Source organism: Psychrobacter sp. 1Y4 (assembly GCF_051847555.1).
Genome location: NZ_JBPYDE010000004.1, coordinates 207,654 through 229,010, shown reverse-complemented (window position 1 = coordinate 229,010; position 21,357 = coordinate 207,654). Strand labels below are relative to the sequence as shown.

Genomic DNA, 21,357 nt, shown 5'->3' with positions numbered 1-21,357 from the left:
ATAGATCCTACCTGCTATGTCTATCACTGCCCTAACTGACGCTTTTGCTCCCATTAATGAACAGCTATTTCCTATCCAAAACTTGCAAAGACGCTGGCTTGCACCCGTACATGGTGCAGTAGGCAGTCTATGGTTAGCAAGTTTGGTCAAAACGACTATATGGGAAGTGTCAGAACGTTTGAAAGTGGTCGTAGCTCGAGATCAAAACCAGCTCAACCAGATAGAGACTGAACTGGCATTTTGCGGCGTTGATGCTTATGTCTTTCCTGACTGGGAGACGCTAACGTATGATGAGCTGTCCCCGCACCAAGATATCGTTAGTGAACGAATCAACTTATTGACAGATATGCCAACGTCAGGTGTGCTACTCATATCTGTACAAGCTTTGATGCATCGCGTTGCACCGCCTAGCTGGCTGATTGGACAACACTTTGATTTAGGTGTTGGTGATCAATTTGATATCCATACTCAACGTGAGCTACTAGCGAAAGCGGGCTACCGTGCGGTTGACAATGTATTTGAGCCAGGCGAGTTTGCAGTACGCGGTAGTATTATTGATATTTTTGCGATGGGTCAGCCATTTCCACTGCGCCTAGATTTATTTGATGATGAAATTGAGACAATTCGCTTTTTTCACCCGCAGACTCAGCGTACGTTGACCGATGATGATCTAAAGGCTATGGTCTCCGGTAATGATAAAAGTATGGGTCAAGAGTCGCTATCGTTGTTGCATAAATTGCCCGATATCTCAAAACCTATTAAGAAGTTTCAAATACTACCTGCAAAAGAGTTTCCTTTAGAAGATGGGAAAGACACTTTTCGCATGAATTTTGCTGCAATGTTCCCAAATGCTAGTAGCCGTAAATCTGAGTTACATAAAGATGTGATGGCAGGAATTGCGAGTAGTGGGCTTGAATATTATCAACCGTTGTTTTTTGATCTAGAAGATTGGCAGCAAGAGAGCAGCTTATTCAATTATTTGCCTAAAGATGCTTTGTTCATTACAGATGAGCTAATCAATGAGCGCCAAGCGGATTACTGGTCGCAAATCCAGCGCCGCTATGAAGAGCGTCGTCATGATATTGATAAACCTATCGTAGCACCAGAGCTATTGTATTTATTATCCAATACGCTGAATGAGCATTTAAACCAGTATCCACGAGTGATATTAAGTGCAAGAGAAGAGCTTGCATCTATGACAGATGTAGCAGATCTTAATGGCCAAGAAGCATCCGCATCTACTGTATCGCAAACCAAACAACAAGGCCTAGTCACATTAAGCGCGCAAATGCCGCCACAACTGACAGTAAACCACCAAAAGGCAGAACCTTTAACCGAACTGTTGGATTTTTTACATCTGCAGGTAGAAACAGGTACACCAGTATTAATTGTCGCTGAAACTGCAGGTCGTCGAGAGATTCTCATTGAGCTGTTCAAAGGTAAAATTGATATAAAAACCTATGACAGCTTCAAAGATTTTTTAGCAGCAGACAAGGTCAGTGACAACAATTCAAGCCAAAAACCATATGTTGGTCTGACAGTTGCACCGATTGAGCGCGGAGTCTTTGTCCCCGAACGTTTGGTGCTGATTAGTGAGACTCAGCTATTCGGTAGGCAAGTACTACAAACACGTCGCCGTCGACAAAGTGGCGTATCAGAAGAGTTCTTGGTCAAAAGTGTCACTGAAATGACACAAGGCAGTCCTATTGTCCATATCGAGCATGGTATTGGTCGCTATAATGGCCTCATTATTTTAGATGTGGGTGACGGTGAGCAAGAATTTATCCATCTAAAATACGCCGATGATGCCAGTATTTATGTACCAGTAGCCAGTCTACAAATGATCAGTCGTTACAGTGGTGGTGATCCAGCACTTGCTCCTCTACACAAAATTGGTAGTGGAAAATGGGACAAAGCCAAGCAAAAAGCATTGCAGCAAATTCATGATGTGGCGGCAGAGCTGCTCAATATGCAAGCAAGGCGCGAAGCCAAAGTGGGTATTCATTTTAAAATAAATATCTCACAATATGATCTGTTTGCCAGCCAGTTTGCTTTTGAAGAGACCCCGGATCAAGCCAACGCTATTCACGCGGTTATCGAAGATATGAGACAAAACCAGCCGATGGATCGTCTTATTTGTGGTGATGTGGGCTTTGGTAAAACAGAGGTTGCCATGCGAGCTGCGTTTATTGCCGTCAGCGCTGGTTATCAGGTTGCCGTATTAGTACCGACTACTTTGCTTGCAGGACAGCACGAAGACAACTTCCGCGACCGTTTTGCTGATTGGCCTGTCCGTATCGAGACCTTATCACGGTTTGGTGGTAAAAAGCATCAGGAGACGGTGCTAGCAGATTTGGCTGCTGGTAAAGTTGATATTGTGATAGGTACGCATAAGCTATTACAGCCTGATGTCAAGTTTTCTAACTTGGGGTTGATGATCGTCGATGAAGAACATCGCTTTGGTGTACGTCACAAAGAGCGTATTAAGGCTATTCAGACTGATGTAGATAGTTTGTCGATGACAGCGACACCGATACCTAGAACGCTTAACATGGCGTTATCTGGTATGCGAGATATGTCTATTATTGCAACCCCGCCTGCACGTCGTTTGGCTATTAAAACTTTTGTCATGCAAAAGACAGAAGCTCTAATGAAAGAGGCTATTTTACGTGAGTTGCTACGCGGCGGACAGGTATACTTATTGCACAATGATGTCGCAAGTATTGAGCGTATGGCAGAGACTATTCGCGAGCTGGTACCAGAGGCGCGCGTAGGGGTCGCTCATGGACAGATGCAGGAGCGTCAGCTTGAACAAATCATGCAGCAGTACTACCATAAAAAATTCAATGTGTTAATTTGTACAACTATTATTGAAACTGGTATCGATGTACCGAATGCCAATACTATTATTATTGAGCGCGCTGACAAATTTGGCCTGGCTCAGCTGCATCAGTTGCGTGGCCGTGTCGGTCGCAGTCATCATCAAGCCTACTGCTATCTATTAGTACCATCGCTTAAGGGTCTTAAAGGGGATGCCAAACGCCGATTACATGCGATTGAGCGCGCCAATACATTGGGTGCAGGCTTTATGCTGGCGAGTGAAGATTTAGAGATTCGCGGTGCTGGTGAAATACTGGGTAAACAGCAAAGCGGTAATATGCAGGCAATTGGTTTTAGTCTGTATATGGATATGCTCGAACGGGCTACCAAAGCCATCAAGGCAGGCAAAGAGCCAGATTTGAGCACGCCGTTATCGTTAACCAGTGAAATAAACTTACACAGCTCAGCACTGATACCAGAAGAGTATCTGCACGATGTACACCAGCGCCTATTATTTTATAAACGGATTAGTAATGCGGATAGTAAAGAAACCTTGATCGACATACGTACTGAAATGATCGACCGTTTTGGCGTGCTGCCAGATCAAACCAAGCAGCTATTTGCCATTCATGACCTCCGTTTACAAACAGAGCCATTAAAAATTAATAAAATTGATGCCAATAGCCATAGTGTGACGCTAGAATTTGCACCCGATACACCAGTTGACGCTTTGGCAATCATTAAATTGATTCAATCTGATGGTCAACGTTATCGTATGAACGGCGCTTCAGGTATTCGTTATAATGACGCAGATAAACTTGAGACACCGCAGCAGCGGGTCACTGCTATCCAAGAGCTACTGCATTATTTTAGCGAACATACAGTAGCCGAAACAGCTTAAAAACGTGTTCTGTTTTCTTTAGTCAAGGGTGTTATATTGTTATCATCTCGCCTCGATATAGAACACAGTTTTGATAGATGAGTATGATCAGCAGTAGGTATGTGTGAATGTTCAACACGTCGTTACAGATAACTGATAAAATAGCGCCATTATAGATAGCTGTTAACTGATTTTATTGATATTTTATAACAAGAGAAGCCGTTATTATGTTCCAACTACATCCTAAGCTTGCTGCTGATAGTTTTTTAGTAGGGGATTTTCCCTTGTCGACATGTCGTTTGATTAATGACTGCCAGTTTCCTTGGCTGGTTTTAATACCACGTGTATCAGGTATCAAAGAATTGTATGAATTGTCTGAATCCGACCAAGCACAATTTTTACGTGAGTCAAGCTGGTTGTCAAGCCAACTTGCCAAGACATTCCAAGCCGACAAAATGAATGTTGCAGCACTCGGCAACCAAGTTCCACAGCTACACTTTCATCATATAGTACGCTATCAAAACGATCTGCAATGGCCAAATCCAGTATGGGGCGTACCTGCAGTACCATATACAAAAGATATATTGGCACAAATGCAGCAAACATTAATGATTGCATTGCGAGGTCATCATCAAATGCCGTTTGATTGGCAAATGTAGTTGTTAATCAACAGTTAGATACAATGTTAGATACAGTACTTGGCGAATGGTTACGTTTATATTTTTTGCGTTGTACTGTTTCTTACGTTATAACCAGAACGTCAACTACTGACACTACTGAGTAATGTTAAACGGTATCTAGGATGAATAGTATTGATTAACTGTTGTTCATTTTTAGCAATGTACGTTACTAGTAACTTATACAACATCTACATAGATCATTACCGCCAATCAACCAGCTGTATTCCTCTCTATTTTATTATAAAATTTAACACTCACTCTTCTAAGCTTTTTTAGCTTGTCTTAATCTAAGCGACTGTCAAGTATGCCTCTTTTAGGTAGATTGAAATCATCGACTTTATTGAAAAATCAAGAATATGCTCGGTTTGACTATCCAGAGATATTCGTCCTACTGCTTACTGTAGTGCTGGTCGCTATGCATTTTGAGTTTAATTCTATTTCAATGGTATTGTTTACAATTGTAAGCCTACCAAGTCTAATGATTTTAATTTACAACTACCGGCGTCAACCAAGCTTTTGGACATCCAATATCGTTGTAATGCTATTGTCAACAGTCATTGGAAGTATGCAGTTTTGTACCATCTTATCACTGAGTTTGTCATTATTGATCGGTATTCGAATCATCTTAAGTGAGCCTGAAAATCGACTTAAGCTGATTATTGTTTCGATCGTCATTACTGTCATGTTTTATTACGTCAGTACCATGCTAAATAGCGATATGATGGTTTGCAATGATGACTTTATATCACCCATTGTATTACTAGCTAGTATTATTACTATATGCTGTCAGTTTTGGGAGATTTATCATAAATATTTGAGTTACGAAAACACGGCAGAGAAGACAAAGGGACGACTTAATACTTTGGTATCAGTCATTAGTAAATTGTCCCGTTTCATACCTCCTCAGGTCTGGCAACCAATTGTAAAGTCAGACAATGTGGTAGATGTGAATAATAAACGAGCGAAACTTACGATCATGTTTTCAGACATCGCTGGATTCACTGAGCTGTCTGACAGTCTAAGCTCTGATAACCTAGCTGATATTTTAAATACTTATATGAAATGTATGACAGTTATTGCCAACAAACACGGCGCGATGCTAGACAAGTTTGTTGGTGATGGTATGATATGTTTTTTTGGTGAACCCAACAGTCGAGGGACGCGGCAAGATGCATTGGACTGCGTGGCCATGGCAATTGATATGCGCCGAGAAATGCGCAGTTTACGTCAGGAATGGCGTTTGATGGGCTTTGAAGGACTGTATGTACGCATTGGGATTACCACCGGTTACTGTCATGTAGGGAACTTTGGCAGTAATAGTCGCATGAGCTATACTATCATTGGTAAAGAGGCAAATCTTGCATCTCGTCTTGAATCGATAGCAGGAAAGGGAGATATTCTTATTAGTCAAAGGACTTATGATTATGTCTGCCACGATTACGAATGCGAATATGCTGGCACCTATCAGTTAAAAGGTTTTGATAGTAGTATCAATGCTTGGCAAGTATTAGACCCTGACGCTAATAAAGGCCGCTTATCTAAGTGGGTGGATCATACTCTACCTGGCTTTAATCTACATTTAAATTTTAAAGACATGCAAAATTATGATTATAAAGAGATTAAAAGCAAACTGAACTTCGCACTTGAACGTATTGAAAAGGAAGAAAAAGAGCATTCTTTAATCAATAAGTAAAAGATAACTGGGGCAGTTTTTTTAATCAACACAATGAACGAAGATTACTAGCTTTTCATCCAAACAAAAAGCCAGCTATTATATTTTAATAGCTGGCTTTTTAGTGTAGAAAAACTTTATGCTTATTCTTTAATGATTTTCTTTAGCATGGTTAAGCGTATATTTGGGAATTTCTATGGTTAAATCTTCTTCATCAAGCATCACCTGACAAGACAGGCGTGAATCAGGTTCCAGTCCCCAAGCACGATCTAACAAGTCGGCTTCAATATCATCCATTTCTTCTAAGCTATTAAATCCTTTACGAACCACGACATGACAGGTCGTACATGCTTTTGACATCTCACAAGCATGTTCAATCTTAACGCCTTTTTCAAGCAAGGCTTTACATAAGTTATCACCAGATTGAAGCTCGACCTCAGTACCTTCAGGGCAAATCTCGTGATGGGGTAGTACAGTAATCTTTGGCATAAATTGTCTGTCCAATACTAATCGATTAAAAATCTAAAAATGAAATGTTATAACGTATAAATATATTATATTAAATGAATTATACTTATTGATTTATAGTCATCAGTGTAGCTATTACCAGTCCTGAGCACTTGTACCTGCCATGCTGGCTTTGACACTCTGATTCATAATACGAGCAGCAAAAGCGTCGCTGTGCGGTTTAAGTGAAGCTTGTTCTCTCTCGATAACTGATAAGTCGTCAGTTTCAAGGGCCGTTTGTAACCCTTGAATATGCTTAGCAAGGGACTGCTGCTCCTCCGATGTTAATAAAGCAGCAAACTCGTTCAGGGCGGATTGTAGCGCGAGCACTTCGCGCTCAGCTTCTACTTTAGTCTCAATTAAAGAACGAGCGTTTTTATCTTCTTCTGCATGCTTAAATCCAGCAGTCAAAAGCTGCTCTTTTTGCTCATCTGATAATCCATAAGAAGGCACAATCTCAATCTGACTCTCTGTCTTTGTTGTGGTTTCTTGTGCACTAACTGTCAACTGTCCATTAGCATCAATACTAAAAGTCACTTCAATACGGGCAAAACCTGCTTTCATTGGCGGAATGCCATATAGCTCAAAACGTCCCAGTGAACGGCAGTTCTCTACTGTTTCGCGCTCACCTTGTACTACGTGAACAACCATGCCCGTTTGTCCGTCTTGATAAGTGGTAAACACTTGACGCTTTTTAACAGGAATAGGGGTATTACGTGGGATTAATACTTCAACCAAACCGCCCATGGTTTCAAGACCAAGCGATAATGGTGTCACATCTAATAATAGTAAATGGTCATCACTATCACCACTAACCAGTTGATGCGCTGTCTGAGCCGCACCTAAGGCAACGACCTCATCTGGATTTAGGCGACAAAGTGGCTGCTTATTGAAAAACTCAGCCACAACGTCTTGGATAGCAGGCATACGGGTTGAGCCGCCCACCAAAATTACTTCATCTAAATCAGTGCTAGATAGCTTTGCATCACGCAGTACTTGTTCACACACGCTTAATGTACGGCGACTAACAGGGTTAGCGATGGCGACTAAGTCTTCATGACGCAGTACGCCTTGATAAGACTGCTCATTGACAATAATGTCAATATCGACTTGTTTGGCATCAGTTAGCGCTTGCTTGTAGGCTTTAGCCTGCTGCGCAAGTATTGATTTATCATGAGGGCTGACGTCTTTAGGATCGACGTTTGCTTGTTTGATGAGCCAATTGGTCACCAAACGATCAATATCATCACCGCCTAGGGCACTGTTACCACCCGTTGCTAATACTTCAAAGACACCATCATTAAGCTTTAAAATAGACACATCAAAAGTGCCACCACCAAGATCATAAATTAAGTAGTAGTTTTCTTTAGTCTCGCTATTAACAGAGTCTTCAGCGGGTTTGTCGAGACCATATGCAACTGCAGCAGCGGTAGGTTCATTCAATAAACGCAGTACATTAATACCAGCCGCTTGTGCCGCATCTTTGGTCGCCTGACGCTGCGCTTCATCAAAATAGGCAGGCACGGTAATCACAGCACCTTCTACACTATCTATAGGTAGGGCACTCGTAGCTCGCTGTTCAAGAGCCGCTAAAATCCGTGCTGATACTTCAACAGGAGAGACCTCACCTTGAGCGGTGACAAACGTTGGCATATCATCTTTGTGACCAGACAGCTCATAAGGATGAGAGAACTTGATATCAGCTTGGCTACGGCCCATAAAACGTTTAGCTGAAACAATCGTATTTTTTGGATCATCTGCTAAGTGCGCTAGAGCGTCGTAACCGACAAGGGGGTTACCTGTACTTGGATAATAAACTACAGAAGGTAATAAAGTATCAGTCGTTGTAGCTGCCTCTAAGACTTGCGCTTTGCCTGAACGTACCACAGCGACCAGTGAGCGTGTGGTACCAAGATCAATTCCTAAACCAAAACGATGTTGGTGAGGTTGGGCGCTTTGATTGGGTTCGGCAATTTGCAATAAAGACATAAAATAACTCAAAGATAAAATAGATAAGTAAAATGAAGCAAATGTAGTATGCAGGCGACGATAGTTTAACGGCTAAAGTCTTACTCTACAATAGAAGAAAATAGCGCTTAAAATAAGAAAATATTGTTAGTAATATTTTGACCATACATATAGAGTGTAATACTCATACGTCAAGTTTAAACATATAGGTCATCATCATCTGAGTGTTCAGCGCTCGCTACTTCATCAAGACCGATCGTCACATCAGCATTTAATTTGACCAAAAACTTCAGCTTTTGTGTGGCATCAATGGCAGTCTGCCAGTCTTCACTTTCATAAGCTTCTTCAAAACGTTTAGATTGACGCGCTAAGCGCTCTATGATTTGCGGATGCAGTTGTTGTAATGTCGCACGATCTTTATCTTCGATGGCTTCATCTAAATCAATACGCATCTGCATCGCATCTTCTAAAAAATCCAAATCAGCAATAGAGTGTTCTACATTCTGTGCTTGGTCAGCCATATCAAGTAAATAGCTGGCACGACTATCAGGAGCACTAAGGGTTTGATAAGCTTGATTGATCAAGGCTGATGCCTGCTCAGATTGTTGCTTTGCTTGCGCGGTATCTGTTACGCTCTCTTTACCATTAACAGAAAGATTATCTGGATGATAACGCTTTTGTAGTAAACGTAAACGCTGATCAAGGCTATCTTGATCGACTTCAAACTGTACAGGATGCTCAAATAGAGCAAAAAAGTTATCAAACTGAGCTTCTAAAGTGACATCTGTCATATTATGCGCCTTGCTGTTCTGTTTGTTTTTCAGGTCTTTGCTTAACTGAATATTGTAAATACATACTTATATGAGGCTTAATGGCCAATACTAACTTTGCAACATTTACATCAAGATGCTGCTACTTGCTCAATATCGTAATCGTACATTTTAAACAGTAAAGGATTCCCCGCAGCCACATTCGCCTTTTTGATTGGGGTTGGTAAATTTAAAGCCTTCGTTCAAGCCTTCCTTTTCATAATCCATCAATAAGCCGTCTAAATAAACCAAGCTTTTAGGATCAATAAAAATGCTGACACCGCGACTTTCATAGCGTGTATCGTTATCATCAGGTACATCTACAAACTCTAAAACATAGGCTAGGCCTGAACAACCAGCTGTACGAATACCAACTCGAATACCTTCACCTTTGCCGCGATTATCCAAAAAATCTCGAACATGCTGAGCGGCGCGTTCTGTCATCTCAATCATGCCAACTCCTATTTACTATTAAATTTGATGACGACTAACAATATAGTAACTTATACAATATGGTAATTTATGCATTGATAACAACCACTATAAATGTATGGTCATATCAATAAACTCATCACAATCTAATGACTTTTAAAAATAAAAGGTGACAAGCACCTATAAGCATCATTGTCACCTCTAAGCGTTATTAGTAATGCAACTCACACTACTACAGCAGTGCTAACAGCATACATTGTGTATGCTATCAGATTTAACTTGTCGCTTCTTCTGCTACTTTGGCAGTACCATGCTTACCTTTATAATCGGTTATGGCAGCTTTAATAGCATCTTCTGCAAGCACAGAACAATGAACTTTTACTGGTGGCAATGCCAATTCTTCAGCAATATCCATATTTTTAATTTCGCCAGCTTGATCTAAACTTTTGCCTTTTAACCACTCAGTAACGAGTGAGCTTGACGCAATAGCTGAGCCGCAACCATAAGTTTTGAAGCGAGCGTCTTCAATGATACCTTTATCATCAACTTGAATTTGTAGACGCATCACATCACCACAAGCTGGGGCACCGACCATGCCAGTTCCAACGTTTTTGGCATTTTTATCAAGATTGCCAACGTTGCGTGGATTTTCGTAATGATCAATAACTTGGTCACTATAGGCCATGGGGTTTTCTCCTAGTTAGATGATGAGTAGTTATTTATTAACATTGAAAGGTTTAACTACTCATCGATAATTGGGGTCAAACACTTCATATAAAAACGTTATTTATAATTGTCTGATTTCTCACTAAATGGCTATATTTTATAACCATATTATTATCTAATTCATTAAATATATCTTACCAAATATTAATGTTCTGCCCACTCAACTGAATCTAAATCAACACCTTCTTGATACATATCCCAAAGTGGCGATAGGGCACGCAGCTTATCAACCGCTTCATGCATTTGCTTAACCACAGTATCAATATCTTCTTCAGTCGTATAACGACCAAAACTGAATCGAATCGAGCTGTGAGCTAACTCATCTGGACGACCAATTGCACGTAGCACATAAGATGGCTCAAGCGTCGCTGATGTACAGGCTGAACCAGATGATACCGCTAAGTCTTTCAATGACATCATCAGTGATTCGCCTTCAACAAAGTTAAAGCTGATATTTACGATGTTAGGAACACTGTGTTCTAAATCGCCATTCAAGTAAATCTCTTCGATATCTTGTAGGCCATCCCAAAGCTTTTGACGTAGTTTGGCTGCGTGCGCATGATCCTCTTCATAACGCTCATTAGCTAAAGCGAATGCTGCACCAATACCGACAATTTGATGCGTCGGTAATGTACCTGAACGCATACCACGCTCATGACCACCACCATGCTGCTCTGCTTTTAGGCGAATGCGCGGTTTACGGCGAACAAATAATGCGCCAATGCCTTTAGGACCATATGCTTTGTGACCAGAAAAACTCATCAAGTCAATTTTCATCTCTTCAAGGTTGATCACTACCTTGCCGACAGCTTGAGCACCATCAACATGGAAAATAACACCTGCGTCACGCGTAATCTCACCAATAGCAGCAACATCGGTAATCGTACCAAGCTCATTATTTACCATCATAAGTGATACTAAGATGGTATCGTCACGAAGGGCTTCTTTAACTTGCTCTGGCAAAATGAGACCAGTACTTGCTTGCGGCTCAAGGTACGTGATCTCAAAACCTTCTTGCTCAAGCTCACGGCAAGTATCTAATACTGCTTTATGCTCAATCTTACTTGTAATAATATGCTTACCACGAGACTGATAAAAATGTGCTGCACCTTTGATTGCTAGGTTATCAGATTCTGTTGCACCAGAAGTAAAGACGATTTCGCGCGGATCAGCATTGATTACTTCAGCTATTTGCCCACGAGCAGTCTCTACCGCTTCTTCTGCTTGCCAACCATAGCCATGTGAGCGCGAGGCTGGATTACCAAAGATGCCATCTACAGTCAGATACTCGCTCATCTTAGCAGCTACTGGTTTAGCAACTGGCGTAGTAGCGGCATAATCTAAATATATAAGGGTGTTATGTTGGCTCATGCTGGGTTTGCCTCGCTGGTCGATAAAGTAATAGTATTAATGTCTTTTAAGGAAATCTCTTTAGTAGAGGTATGCTGACGTTCTGATACTGACTGCACGTTTTCCATATCTAATAATTGCGCTAATGTTATATTTTTCAAGTACTGTTCTATATGATTTGATAATGCACACCATAAATCATGGGTCAAACACATTGTACCGCCTTGACAATCACCGCGTCCTTCACACTGCATCGCGTTAACAGATTCATCAACAGCAGAGATGATGGTCATCACGTCTATTTCATCTAAAGGTTTTGCCAAATGGTAACCACCTGCCGCGCCGCGGATACTAGTAACCAAGCCACGTTTACGAAGTTTGGAGAACAGCTGTTCAAGATAGGAGATAGAGATAGACTGTCGCTTTGCAATATCAGATAAGGACACAGCGCTGTCTTGCTGACTAGTCTGTAAAGCCAGATCTAATAAAGCGGTAACGGCGTACCTACCTCGAGTAGTTAAACGCATAAAATATCTCCAAGCTGATCAGTTATAAGCCAAATTTAATAACGAGCTTAAGCATATTGATTAATAAAATTAATGTAAGACTACTTACATCATGGCGATACTAAACAGATTAAATGCTAGCACCATCAAACAACAAATGATTAACCAGATATGTGCTGTGATAGAGTTATTATACTTAATCCTGAGTAATTTAGTCAAGATTAAAGTGTCTTAGTATGGTTAATCTTATCTATCACGGTTATTAATAAAAGTAATCGGTAAACTTAAGACTTAAAAAGAGACATAACAAAGAGGGGAACAGTAAGAGTAGAACACTTAACGACAGCTCTGTAGCGTCATTAAGTGTCGTTGTTTAACAAGAGCAAAGCTAAATAGATCAATTCATTAATAAAGCAATGATGGCACCGATCGCGATGATAGTCGCTACAACTGATACAATGGTAAGCGTTTTTTGTCTACTTTGTAGCTCTTTTACTGTTGTTTCAAACTCGCGATTTTTTATGGTCAACGTATTTATTTGAGTCTGTTGTTCTGCAATACGTATTTTATAATTATGCTTCTTTTCTTCCATCTCCTCTGTACTAGGCTTTTTCTTAGTACTGCCGCCTTTGAATTTTTTTACGATACCTTGGATCAAACTGCCTAGCCCTAGCTGAGTGATAAACTGCTTAACCAGTTGCACTTGAATGGCTTCACCGCGCATTTGTAATTTTTCAGTTGTTTCACTGTCGTGTGAGGTAAGAGCATTCAACACTTGAATACTATAAGCGTTGATAACGACGTCAGGCTCACTACGATCAACAGGTAGTTGAGCGTCGAGTAACACACCTTTGTAGCTAAAAGTTGCAAAAACCTCTACATGAGGTAAATAGAGGCGCAGACAAACCAAAGTGCCCTGTTTAGCAAGTGGGTAGGCAGCTTTACGTAGCTCAGGATCTAGACGTAGCAACAGGGTCAATGCTGACTCAATGAACACTAAAATGATATTAAGAAGAGAGTGAGACAATGTAGTACGCTTCATGTAAGTAATCCATTTTATTGGGCAGGTTAAAAGAAAACATAAAATATAAGTAACAATGAATGTTTGCAAACATAGGATTGATTATAGTTCGGTTTTTTATAACATACTATGCGACAGCTATCATAACGTTTTCATCATAAAAAGTAATGTATCTCTATGTCAGTTAATAAATTGTTGTGCTATGAACTAACAGCAAACAGTAAATTGATAAGCATTAATAGAATGATAATACAAGCCGCTAAAAACTATACTAACGTTGTTGGCTATCAATCAATAGTCTTATGTGGTCATAAAGAATCATTGTATAAGATGAATTTCTACCTTTAACGTTGAGTTAACCATTTAAATTATATTAAAAGCGACACTTTTTTAGTAAAGTTTGTATTGTAGAGTACGAAAATTACATTAGAAGTCTACTAAACCATTCTTTTATAAGTAGTATTTTTAAAGCAAATTTATACATCAAATAAAGAGTTACAGGAGATTTGCGTAACGTTAAGTGTCAAATACGTAGTTTCGCAAGCGAAAAAATGTAAAATCGCTTGCGCTCCTTTTGTTGCCTTGATATAAAGACGTTAATAACGCGCAACCTGCAAACAAAAGCGTCTAAAATGGTTTTTATTGCTTATATCATGTGAGAGCGATACAATGCCGGACGTTAGCGTTTATTTCAGCCCTTAAACTTGAAGGAAATTTTATGAATAAGTCAGAATTAATTGATAGCATCGCAGATAAAAGTGGTCTAAACAAAACTCAAGCTGGTGATGCATTGAACGCCGTTATGGAAAGCGTTGGCGAAGCTCTAGAAGCTGGTGAAAGCATCTCATTGGTCGGTTTTGGTACATTTAGCGTAAAAGACCGTAAAGCTCGTACTGGCCGCAATCCTAAGACAGGTGAAGAGCTAAGCATTCCAGCAAGTAAAGTACCAAGCTTTAAAGCTGGTAAAAACTTAAAAGAGCGCTTAAACTAGGCGAATATTGGCTTGTTTTTTATATTTGTTGTTTAATCTTTAATAGCAAAGCAAGCAATGAAAAGCACCTTTAAACAAAGGTGCTTTTTTTATTGCTAAAATTTGTGCCGTACAAGCTTGGAATATTTTGAGTATAGACCAAAATTCACGTATCATAGGGCGCGCGTAACGATATTGCTTTATTGAATTACGATTTTATCAGTTTCAAATAACACACATACCATTTATCATTTCATTGTTTTACATGTCATCGACAGTGTTGCAATGGTTCATCATCAATATGAGTTAAAAGTAGAAATAACTATGGATAAATTGCGCGATTTTTTAAAAAGCTGGCCTGGTCGCATTTTATTGATTCTATGCTTATCGCCACTTGCTTTATTGGGCATTGAAAGCTACTTTCAGGGTAATGTTGACCCCAATCAAGTTGCTCAAGTAGGTGAAGCAAGTGTAGGCTTATCAGAGTATCAGAACGCAGTCAACAATAGACGTTCTGAGATTTTAGACCAAATTGATGATGCAAGCTTATTAAATGAAGACGTATTACATGAGCAAGTGTTAAAAGGGTTGATTGATCGTACTTTGCTTGAGCAGCAAGCTGGCAAGCTAGGTATGACAGTATCAGATGAAACGATTAATCGTCTGTTACGTCAAGAGGAAGCTTTTAAAGATGAAAATGGTGAGTTTTCTAATGCTCAGTTTTCAAACTTTTTACGTCAACGTGGCATGAATAAAAACCAACTTTTTGCTGAATTTCGCAATCAACTAAGTCTTGACCAGCTCAATGCTAGTATCGTTGGTACTGCCATTTACCCTATGCAAGCGGTAAATCAATTGATTGATTTGCAGCTAGAATCGCGTGATATTTGGCTGCACCGCTTTGATTGGCAAGACTATCAGCAGCAAGTTAAGCTTAGCGAAAACGATATTCAAGCCTACTATGATGCCAATAAAGAAACGCTAAAAAGTGATGCGATGGTTGACTTGGCGTACATTCAGCTGAGCCCAGCGATGATCAAAGTTGATACAGTGACAGAAGAAGAGCTGCAACAGCAATATGAAAGCTATAAGCAAGGTCTTGCTGTGGTCGACGAACGTAAGATTAGCCAAATCTTATTGACTGGTGATGATGCAAAGGCACGCGCCAGCGATGTTAAAGCCCGTCTTGATAAAGGTGAGTCATTTGTAACATTGGCTAAGTCAGAGTCAGACGATCCATCAGGAGCAAGTGGTGGTAATATTGGACTGTTTAATGCCTCAGTATTCGGCAACGATGCTGCCACTGTTGAATCAGCATTACAAGGTTTGAGTGTTGGTGATGTTACACCACCTATCAAAACCAGTTTTGGTTATCAGATATTTACGGTAACAGAAGACAATGGTAGCAAAATACCAAGCCTAGAAAGCATGCGTGACGAGCTAACAATCAAGGCAAAAGAATATAAACGTCAATCTATTTATGCTGATAAAGTAACGGCGATTAATGACTTGGCAGCTGATGGTTTTAGTATCGAAGATATTGCGCAGCAAGAAAATGTGGCATTGAAAAATATTAAAGATTATCGTAAAGAAAATAACACCTCAGTGTTGTCGCAACCTGCTGTTATTAAACAGGCGTTTGATGAGTTTACTATTCAAGATCAAGCAGTAACAGCCGGGATTGAGGTCGGTAATGGTACGGCGTGGGTACAACCAAGTAACTATCGTCCTACTCAGACTCTTACGCTTGCAGCAGCAACACCGATAATCACGCAAAAGCTACGTCAACAAAAAGCCAGTGCTATGGCTCTTGAAGACGCTAAACAATTAGCTGCTGGTATTAAGACTGTGGCTGATATTAATGAGCAACCAGTAAACTTTCAAGCATTAGGTCAAGTGAATCGTCAAACAACGTTATTGACCAATAAAGAACGCAGTTTAGCATTCAGTCAGCAAGCGCCTAAAGATGGGGTTGTAGCGTTAGCTAGCGAGACTGAGATAGGCGCTAGTGTGATAGTTGGCAATCGCATCGAAACTGAACAACAATCACAGTTATCGGATATAGAAAAAGCCCAAACCGCACGTATCATTCGCGACAATCTAGGTCAAGATCAGCTACAAGATTATTTAGATTATCTGCGCTTAGTATATAAAGTTGAAATCAATGAAGCCAATATAGCCGGCGCACAAAGTCAATAAAAGTATCATGGCTTTAGTTTTAGCGATTAAGAATGGCTAAAAGATGGGCGAGATTTACTGAATAAAAAAGCCACTGTACTATACAGTGGCTTTTTTGATGGATGATAAATAAATACTAACTGGCTGAGTACTAGTGGCGGAAATGGCGCATACCAGTAAAGACCATGGCAATGCCGTGCTCATTTGCTGCAGCAATGGTTTCATCATCACGCATAGAGCCACCAGGCTGAATAATCGCTGAAATACCTACTTCTGCAGCATTATCAATACCGTCACGGAATGGGAAGAAAGCATCTGATGCCATGACAGCTCCTTCAGTAACCAATCCAGCGTGCTCCGCCTTGATAGCTGCGATACGAGCTGAGTTGACGCGGCTCATTTGACCTGCACCCACACCAATAGTACGCTGATTTTTGGCATAAACAATAGCGTTGGATTTGACATACTTTGCAACGTTCCAGCTAAACAGCAAGTCAGCGATTTGGGCTTCAGTTGGTTGAACATCGGTAACGATTTTTAGATCATTAGCCGTAATCAAACCTAAATCCTGCTCTTGTACGAGTAAACCACCGTTGACGCGCTTATAGTCAAGTTGAGAGTCACGCTGAGCCGGCGCTGGCAACTCGCCGCAAACCAATACACGTACGTTTTTCTTAGTCGCAGTTGTCTCAAGCACGCCGTCTTCAATACTTGGGGCGATAATGACTTCAACGAATTGGTTGTCAATAATAGCTTTAGCAGCCGCCACGGTTAATGGACGATTAAAAGCAATGATACCGCCAAAAGAAGACTCAGGGTCTGTGCTAAATGCTGTCTTATAAGCTGCGACCTGGTCTTGATCCACTGCTACGCCGCAAGGATTAGCGTGCTTTACGATGACGCAAGCAGATGCATTAAAAGCTTTAACGCACTCAAGAGCTGCATCAGTATCAGCGATATTGTTATAAGAGAGCGCTTTACCTTGTAATTGCTTTGCAGTAGCAATAGAAGCTTGCTGGCTTTTTAAAGACTGGTTTTCGGTATAGAAGGCTGCATTTTGATGAGGGTTTTCACCGTAACGTAGGTCTTGTGCTTTTTCAAACTGCACATTAAAGGTACGCGGAAAACTTTCAGGCTCTTGAGTATCATTGACACGGCTGCCTAGGAAGTTGGCGATCATACCATCATATTGTGCCGTATGTTCAAACGCTTTGACAGCTAAGTCATAGCGTAGAGCCGTTGTCAGCTCCGTGCCGTCACCTAAAGCGGTAAGCACACGCTCATAATCAGCTGGGTCAGTTACGATACCTACATGAGCATGATTTTTAGCAGCGGCACGTACCATAGTTGGACCACCAATATCGATGTTTTCAATAGCATCATTCATAGTGACATTGGCACGAGCAATCGTTTCAGCAAATGGATACAGATTAACCACGACCAAATCGATACGATCAATGCTATGTGAATTCATTACTGTATCGTCTGTACCACGGCGACCTAAGATACCGCCATGAATTTTTGGATGTAATGTTTTAACACGGCCATCCATCATTTCAGGAAAACCAGTATAATCTGATACTTCAGTTACCGCCACATCATGCTCTTTGAGCAACCGATAAGTACCACCAGTGGATAATAAGTCAAATCCTGACTGAATAAGCCCTTGAGCAAATTCTATGATATTAGATTTATCAGAGACTGAGAGTAGAGCAAACGGTTTGGTAGCCATAAAAACGATTCCATAGAAAAAGCCCGACAAAACGTCCGGCAAGATAGTAGTAGCAATCACAGATACAATTACATTTAATCTATAAATTGCCTTATACAATAATGATAAAGCGTGATATTAACAGCATGAAGTGAAGCTTTAAGGTTATAACAGCGTATCTGCAGTCAGCTATATACCGTCTAACCTTAAAAACACCCTAATAATCACGATGCCTATAATAAAACATCTGACTCATTTACACAAAACTCAATATCATTTTAGAGCATAAATACTAACTTCTATACAACCAACTACATTAAATTATGAATTTTTAGTTTCTTACGTAATGTGCCACGGTTGAGACCCAAGATTTGAGCACACTTGGTTTGATTGCCACGAGTTTGTTCAAGCACGACTGTTAACAAAGGTAGCTCTACTTCTCTTAAGATAAGCTCATAAAAGTCTGTTGGCATCTCGTCCTCCAAAGCAGCAAAGTATTCACGTACGACACGTTCGACATGTACTCGCAAGGGTGCATTGACTGGAGCAAGCTCTGAGTTGCCATACAAGTCATTGTTTGAGCTGCTTTGTGCGTCCATTGTTGGCTGCTGAATGCTATCTTGATTATCAGACTCGCGAAGATGATCATGATGGTGGGCAAGATGGTTGGCAGTAGGAGGAACTGAGTGTGCCATAAGATAATGTCCTTAAATATTGTCATACGACAAAGGTTATAAATAAAAGGCTAACTGGGTGTCAAACTGCATATCAATGTAAACATCAGGTTAGAGACAGGCAGGCATAAAAGATTAATAAATAGGATCAATAATTACTTTATTAATCTCATCATTGACCACAGGGACGGTAAACATAAAGGGTTTGTTTTGTTCAGCAGAGAGTAGGTTTTGTTTGCTGACTAGATAGTCCTTTGGCATGGCAATGAACTCTCCAATAACATCGTCATTACTATAGATACTGACTTTTAGATTGGGTAATAACTGAGATTTTGTGCTTTGATTTGCCAGGGTAGCTGCTATATCGGTAAACCCATCAGCAGCATTTACCTTACTAGGCCGATAAATCACGTCAACGATATCAAAAGCTGTCATATCAGCAGTGGGTAGACTACAAGCGGCAATAGCGCAAACTGCTTGTAAGCGCTCTGCATACATTGGATTTTTGACTAGATTGTCTAAATTAAAAATAACATATTGTGCAAACAATAGCATTATCAACACCAAACAGCCGGCCAGCCACAGTAACGAAGCGATGGATGTTTGTACACGAGATTGTACTGGATAAATACGTGACTGAACTTTGCTTGCGCGCTTAGGAGTAGCTTGAAATTGATCTCTCAGTGGTACGCCCATACTCACCAGCAATTGTGATAAATCAGTACCAGGTTCTATAACGTCTGTTTTATGGTTTTGCTCTTCAAGAAGTTTTTCGAGCCATGCATTATCATTATTAGTATTTCTGTTAGAAGTATCAATAGGGACTGAAACATTGTCGTATCGAGACATGGTGTTTATAGCATTATTTGTTTCTTCAAACATGTTTTCTGGTTCGTTATAGATATCATGATCAATGAAAGCGTCGCTATCTGCAGTGGCTATTGATTTATCAGCTGCGTTTGCAGAGTTTTGATGCGTTGATGATATTTGCGTAGCGTCCAAATCAAAAGACCAAGCGCTCATCTCATCCAATGAATTGTGTGCTGAGTTTGGCGATTCAAGATCATCAATAGGCATATCATCATAGATAAGCGTGTCAGAAGATAAAAAGTCATCATCCTTTCGTTGCGCGTTATTATGCTTATTTTTTTGGTTGAAAGTAGAGGTGCTATTGATACCTGAAGGCTCATCACCAGAAACCACAAGGTTTTCATTGATCAAAAATATCTGCTGACAGCGTTTGCAGCGTACTTTGGCATCCAGCTCATTTAATAAAGTTTGTGGTAAACTAAAGTAGGCTTGACAAGAAGGACATTGTGTTTTGATAAGCGTAGTCATGTAATTGAGTCCAAAGAAATACAGTAATAATCACCATATACTCACTCACCAAAAACTGTCTTATTTGAGATATCTGTAGCACGATAGACAATAGGGAGTAGTATTGCATTTGCAAAATCCAACCAATTACCTATCGTAACAGATGTAATAAATTGTTGCTAGTGTGTAAATAAAACTATTTTTTATTGCTATTGTGTAAATACTCCTGACAAACGTTGCCAATGTTGATCTTCTTGAGAAGTGAAAGCATGTTTAGAATCGAGGTCAAAGTAAGGACGATAAGCCTCTGCAACTTGCTCGGTTTGAGACTCAATTAATCCTGCTAACACTATGCGTCCTTTAGGTGTCATTAAAGTTGCAAAATAGGGAGCGAGACTAATAAGAGGTTTCGCTAAAATATTGGCAACAATAACATCCACTGGAATAATATCGTGCTGCGCGCAATAATCTGCAAACGCTTCTGGTAAAAATGCTTGCAATTGTCCATCAACCTTATTGCGTGCAGCGTTTTGGTTCGTAGCTAGAACTGCTTGTGGATCAATATCGACTGCGTAGACGTGTTTGGCACCTAATAACAACGCGCCAATGCCCAATATACCCGAGCCGCAACCATAATCTATTATTACTTTATTCTCTAAGTCTTGCTCGGTTAGCCAGTCTAGACATAGACGCGTAGTGGCGTGATAACCTGTGCCAAAGGCAAGTCCTGGATCCATAACAATATTAGTGGCATCAGCGTCGGGTGGCGTTAACCAGTTAGGCACAATCCATAGGTTGTTAGCGCATTCAATTGGATGATAATGAGTCATCCATTCACGTTCCCAGTCCTTATCGTCAACTGCTGTCAACCAAATGCGACTGGCTTGTATTTGTGCTGCAATATCATGACTGAGCTGCTCAACGGCCTGTCGACTGCCGTCTTCGGTAGTAGCGTCAAAAAGGCCGGTTAGTATTACGTCATCCCACAAAGGTGATTCGCCAGGCAATGGCTCAAATAAGGGTTGATCACCTGCGTCGTCTAACGCGATAGATAGTGCGCCTGCCTCTAACAACAGTGCTTCTGCAAGTTCGACGTTTGCTTTTTCACACTGGAGGTGCAGTTGTTGCCATGCCAT

At 40.5% G+C, this 21,357-nt stretch carries 17 protein-coding genes; 5 read left to right on the top strand and 12 right to left on the bottom strand.

Annotated elements, in window-relative coordinates; genetic code table 11:
* Positions 1-16 precede the first annotated feature (16 nt).
* The 3 genes from mfd to ACS8FC_RS04985 all read left to right on the top strand — a co-directional run bounded on the left by mfd (position 17) and on the right by ACS8FC_RS04985 (position 6,073).
* Positions 17-3,721, top strand: a complete 3,705-nt coding sequence (mfd, locus tag ACS8FC_RS04995; protein WP_439296037.1) for a transcription-repair coupling factor — start codon at positions 17-19, stop codon at positions 3,719-3,721.
* 206 nt (positions 3,722-3,927) lie between these two features.
* Complete coding sequence (locus ACS8FC_RS04990; protein WP_439260678.1) at positions 3,928-4,359, top strand: HIT domain-containing protein; 432 nt, start codon at positions 3,928-3,930, stop codon at positions 4,357-4,359.
* Between the two features lie 361 nt (positions 4,360-4,720).
* Positions 4,721-6,073, top strand: coding sequence for an adenylate/guanylate cyclase domain-containing protein (locus tag ACS8FC_RS04985; protein WP_439296036.1), 1,353 nt, complete (start codon positions 4,721-4,723; stop codon positions 6,071-6,073).
* 129 nt (positions 6,074-6,202) lie between these two features.
* Here ACS8FC_RS04985 and fdx read toward each other — a convergent pair whose 3' ends face one another.
* The 8 genes from fdx to ACS8FC_RS04945 all read right to left on the bottom strand — a co-directional run bounded on the left by fdx (position 6,203) and on the right by ACS8FC_RS04945 (position 13,392).
* Positions 6,203-6,541 (bottom strand): ISC system 2Fe-2S type ferredoxin, encoded by a 339-nt coding sequence (gene fdx, locus ACS8FC_RS04980; RefSeq protein WP_439260680.1) that lies wholly within the window; start codon positions 6,539-6,541, stop codon positions 6,203-6,205.
* Between the two features lie 114 nt (positions 6,542-6,655).
* Entirely contained in the window at positions 6,656-8,548 is a 1,893-nt protein-coding gene (gene hscA / locus ACS8FC_RS04975; protein ID WP_439296035.1) for a Fe-S protein assembly chaperone HscA, read from the bottom strand.
* 176 nt (positions 8,549-8,724) lie between these two features.
* Positions 8,725-9,318: a Fe-S protein assembly co-chaperone HscB gene (hscB, locus tag ACS8FC_RS04970; protein ID WP_439296034.1), complete on the bottom strand. Its 594-nt coding sequence runs from the start codon at positions 9,316-9,318 to the stop codon at positions 8,725-8,727.
* A 150-nt stretch (positions 9,319-9,468) separates the two neighbouring features.
* A complete protein-coding gene (gene iscA / locus ACS8FC_RS04965; protein WP_299216268.1) occupies positions 9,469-9,789 on the bottom strand; it encodes an iron-sulfur cluster assembly protein IscA in 321 nt (106 codons plus the stop codon).
* Positions 9,790-10,042: 253 nt separating this feature from the next.
* The gene (gene iscU / locus ACS8FC_RS04960) at positions 10,043-10,453 is read right to left on the bottom strand and encodes a Fe-S cluster assembly scaffold IscU (RefSeq protein ID WP_439296033.1); all 411 of its coding nucleotides are present in this window, start codon (positions 10,451-10,453) and stop codon (positions 10,043-10,045) included.
* Between the two features lie 185 nt (positions 10,454-10,638).
* The gene (locus ACS8FC_RS04955; RefSeq protein ID WP_439260684.1) at positions 10,639-11,865 is read right to left on the bottom strand and encodes an IscS subfamily cysteine desulfurase; all 1,227 of its coding nucleotides are present in this window, start codon (positions 11,863-11,865) and stop codon (positions 10,639-10,641) included.
* Entirely contained in the window at positions 11,862-12,371 is a 510-nt protein-coding gene (locus tag ACS8FC_RS04950) for an Rrf2 family transcriptional regulator (RefSeq protein ID WP_299189044.1), read from the bottom strand. The genes ACS8FC_RS04955 and ACS8FC_RS04950 overlap by 4 nt, the downstream gene beginning before the upstream one ends.
* A 376-nt stretch (positions 12,372-12,747) precedes the next feature.
* A complete protein-coding gene (locus ACS8FC_RS04945; protein ID WP_345832152.1) occupies positions 12,748-13,392 on the bottom strand; it encodes a hypothetical protein in 645 nt (214 codons plus the stop codon).
* A gap of 697 nt (positions 13,393-14,089) precedes the next feature.
* Between ACS8FC_RS04945 and ACS8FC_RS04940 the strand changes: the two genes are divergently transcribed.
* Entirely contained in the window at positions 14,090-14,362 is a 273-nt protein-coding gene (locus ACS8FC_RS04940) for an HU family DNA-binding protein (protein WP_025653024.1), read from the top strand.
* A 303-nt stretch (positions 14,363-14,665) separates the two neighbouring features.
* Complete coding sequence (locus ACS8FC_RS04935) at positions 14,666-16,540, top strand: SurA N-terminal domain-containing protein (protein ID WP_439296032.1); 1,875 nt, start codon at positions 14,666-14,668, stop codon at positions 16,538-16,540.
* A 130-nt stretch (positions 16,541-16,670) separates the two neighbouring features.
* Here the strand turns inward: ACS8FC_RS04935 and purH are convergent, their stop codons facing one another.
* From purH to prmA, 4 genes are all read right to left on the bottom strand, one after another.
* Entirely contained in the window at positions 16,671-18,251 is a 1,581-nt protein-coding gene (gene purH / locus ACS8FC_RS04930) for a bifunctional phosphoribosylaminoimidazolecarboxamide formyltransferase/IMP cyclohydrolase (RefSeq protein ID WP_439296031.1), read from the bottom strand.
* Positions 18,252-18,541: 290 nt separating this feature from the next.
* Positions 18,542-18,829 (bottom strand): helix-turn-helix domain-containing protein, encoded by a 288-nt coding sequence (locus ACS8FC_RS04925; protein ID WP_420884185.1) that lies wholly within the window; start codon positions 18,827-18,829, stop codon positions 18,542-18,544.
* A gap of 210 nt (positions 18,830-19,039) precedes the next feature.
* Complete coding sequence (locus ACS8FC_RS04920) at positions 19,040-20,242, bottom strand: DUF3426 domain-containing protein (RefSeq protein WP_439296030.1); 1,203 nt, start codon at positions 20,240-20,242, stop codon at positions 19,040-19,042.
* Positions 20,243-20,430: 188 nt separating this feature from the next.
* On the bottom strand, positions 20,431-21,357 hold the full coding sequence (gene prmA, locus ACS8FC_RS04915) for a 50S ribosomal protein L11 methyltransferase (RefSeq protein WP_345832156.1): 927 nt from the start codon (positions 21,355-21,357) through the stop codon (positions 20,431-20,433).

What these genes read in the sequence shown, in the direction of transcription:
- mfd (WP_439296037.1), top strand. Translation starts at nt 17, where the DNA reads ATGTCTATCACTGCCCTAACTGACGCTTTTGCTCCCATTAATGAACAG.
- ACS8FC_RS04990 (WP_439260678.1), top strand. Translation starts at nt 3,928, where the DNA reads ATGTTCCAACTACATCCTAAGCTTGCTGCTGATAGTTTTTTAGTAGGG.
- fdx (WP_439260680.1), bottom strand. Translation starts at nt 6,541, where the DNA reads ATGCCAAAGATTACTGTACTACCCCATCACGAGATTTGCCCTGAAGGT.
- hscA (WP_439296035.1), bottom strand. Translation starts at nt 8,548, where the DNA reads ATGTCTTTATTGCAAATTGCCGAACCCAATCAAAGCGCCCAACCTCAC.
- hscB (WP_439296034.1), bottom strand. Translation starts at nt 9,318, where the DNA reads ATGACAGATGTCACTTTAGAAGCTCAGTTTGATAACTTTTTTGCTCTA.
- iscA (WP_299216268.1), bottom strand. Translation starts at nt 9,789, where the DNA reads ATGATTGAGATGACAGAACGCGCCGCTCAGCATGTTCGAGATTTTTTG.
- iscU (WP_439296033.1), bottom strand. Translation starts at nt 10,453, where the DNA reads ATGGCCTATAGTGACCAAGTTATTGATCATTACGAAAATCCACGCAAC.
- ACS8FC_RS04955 (WP_439260684.1), bottom strand. Translation starts at nt 11,865, where the DNA reads ATGAGCCAACATAACACCCTTATATATTTAGATTATGCCGCTACTACG.
- ACS8FC_RS04950 (WP_299189044.1), bottom strand. Translation starts at nt 12,371, where the DNA reads ATGCGTTTAACTACTCGAGGTAGGTACGCCGTTACCGCTTTATTAGAT.
- ACS8FC_RS04945 (WP_345832152.1), bottom strand. Translation starts at nt 13,392, where the DNA reads ATGAAGCGTACTACATTGTCTCACTCTCTTCTTAATATCATTTTAGTG.
- ACS8FC_RS04940 (WP_025653024.1), top strand. Translation starts at nt 14,090, where the DNA reads ATGAATAAGTCAGAATTAATTGATAGCATCGCAGATAAAAGTGGTCTA.
- ACS8FC_RS04935 (WP_439296032.1), top strand. Translation starts at nt 14,666, where the DNA reads ATGGATAAATTGCGCGATTTTTTAAAAAGCTGGCCTGGTCGCATTTTA.
- purH (WP_439296031.1), bottom strand. Translation starts at nt 18,251, where the DNA reads ATGGCTACCAAACCGTTTGCTCTACTCTCAGTCTCTGATAAATCTAAT.
- ACS8FC_RS04925 (WP_420884185.1), bottom strand. Translation starts at nt 18,829, where the DNA reads ATGGACGCACAAAGCAGCTCAAACAATGACTTGTATGGCAACTCAGAG.
- ACS8FC_RS04920 (WP_439296030.1), bottom strand. Translation starts at nt 20,242, where the DNA reads ATGACTACGCTTATCAAAACACAATGTCCTTCTTGTCAAGCCTACTTT.
- prmA (WP_345832156.1), bottom strand. Translation starts at nt 21,357, where the DNA reads ATGGCATGGCAACAACTGCACCTCCAGTGTGAAAAAGCAAACGTCGAA.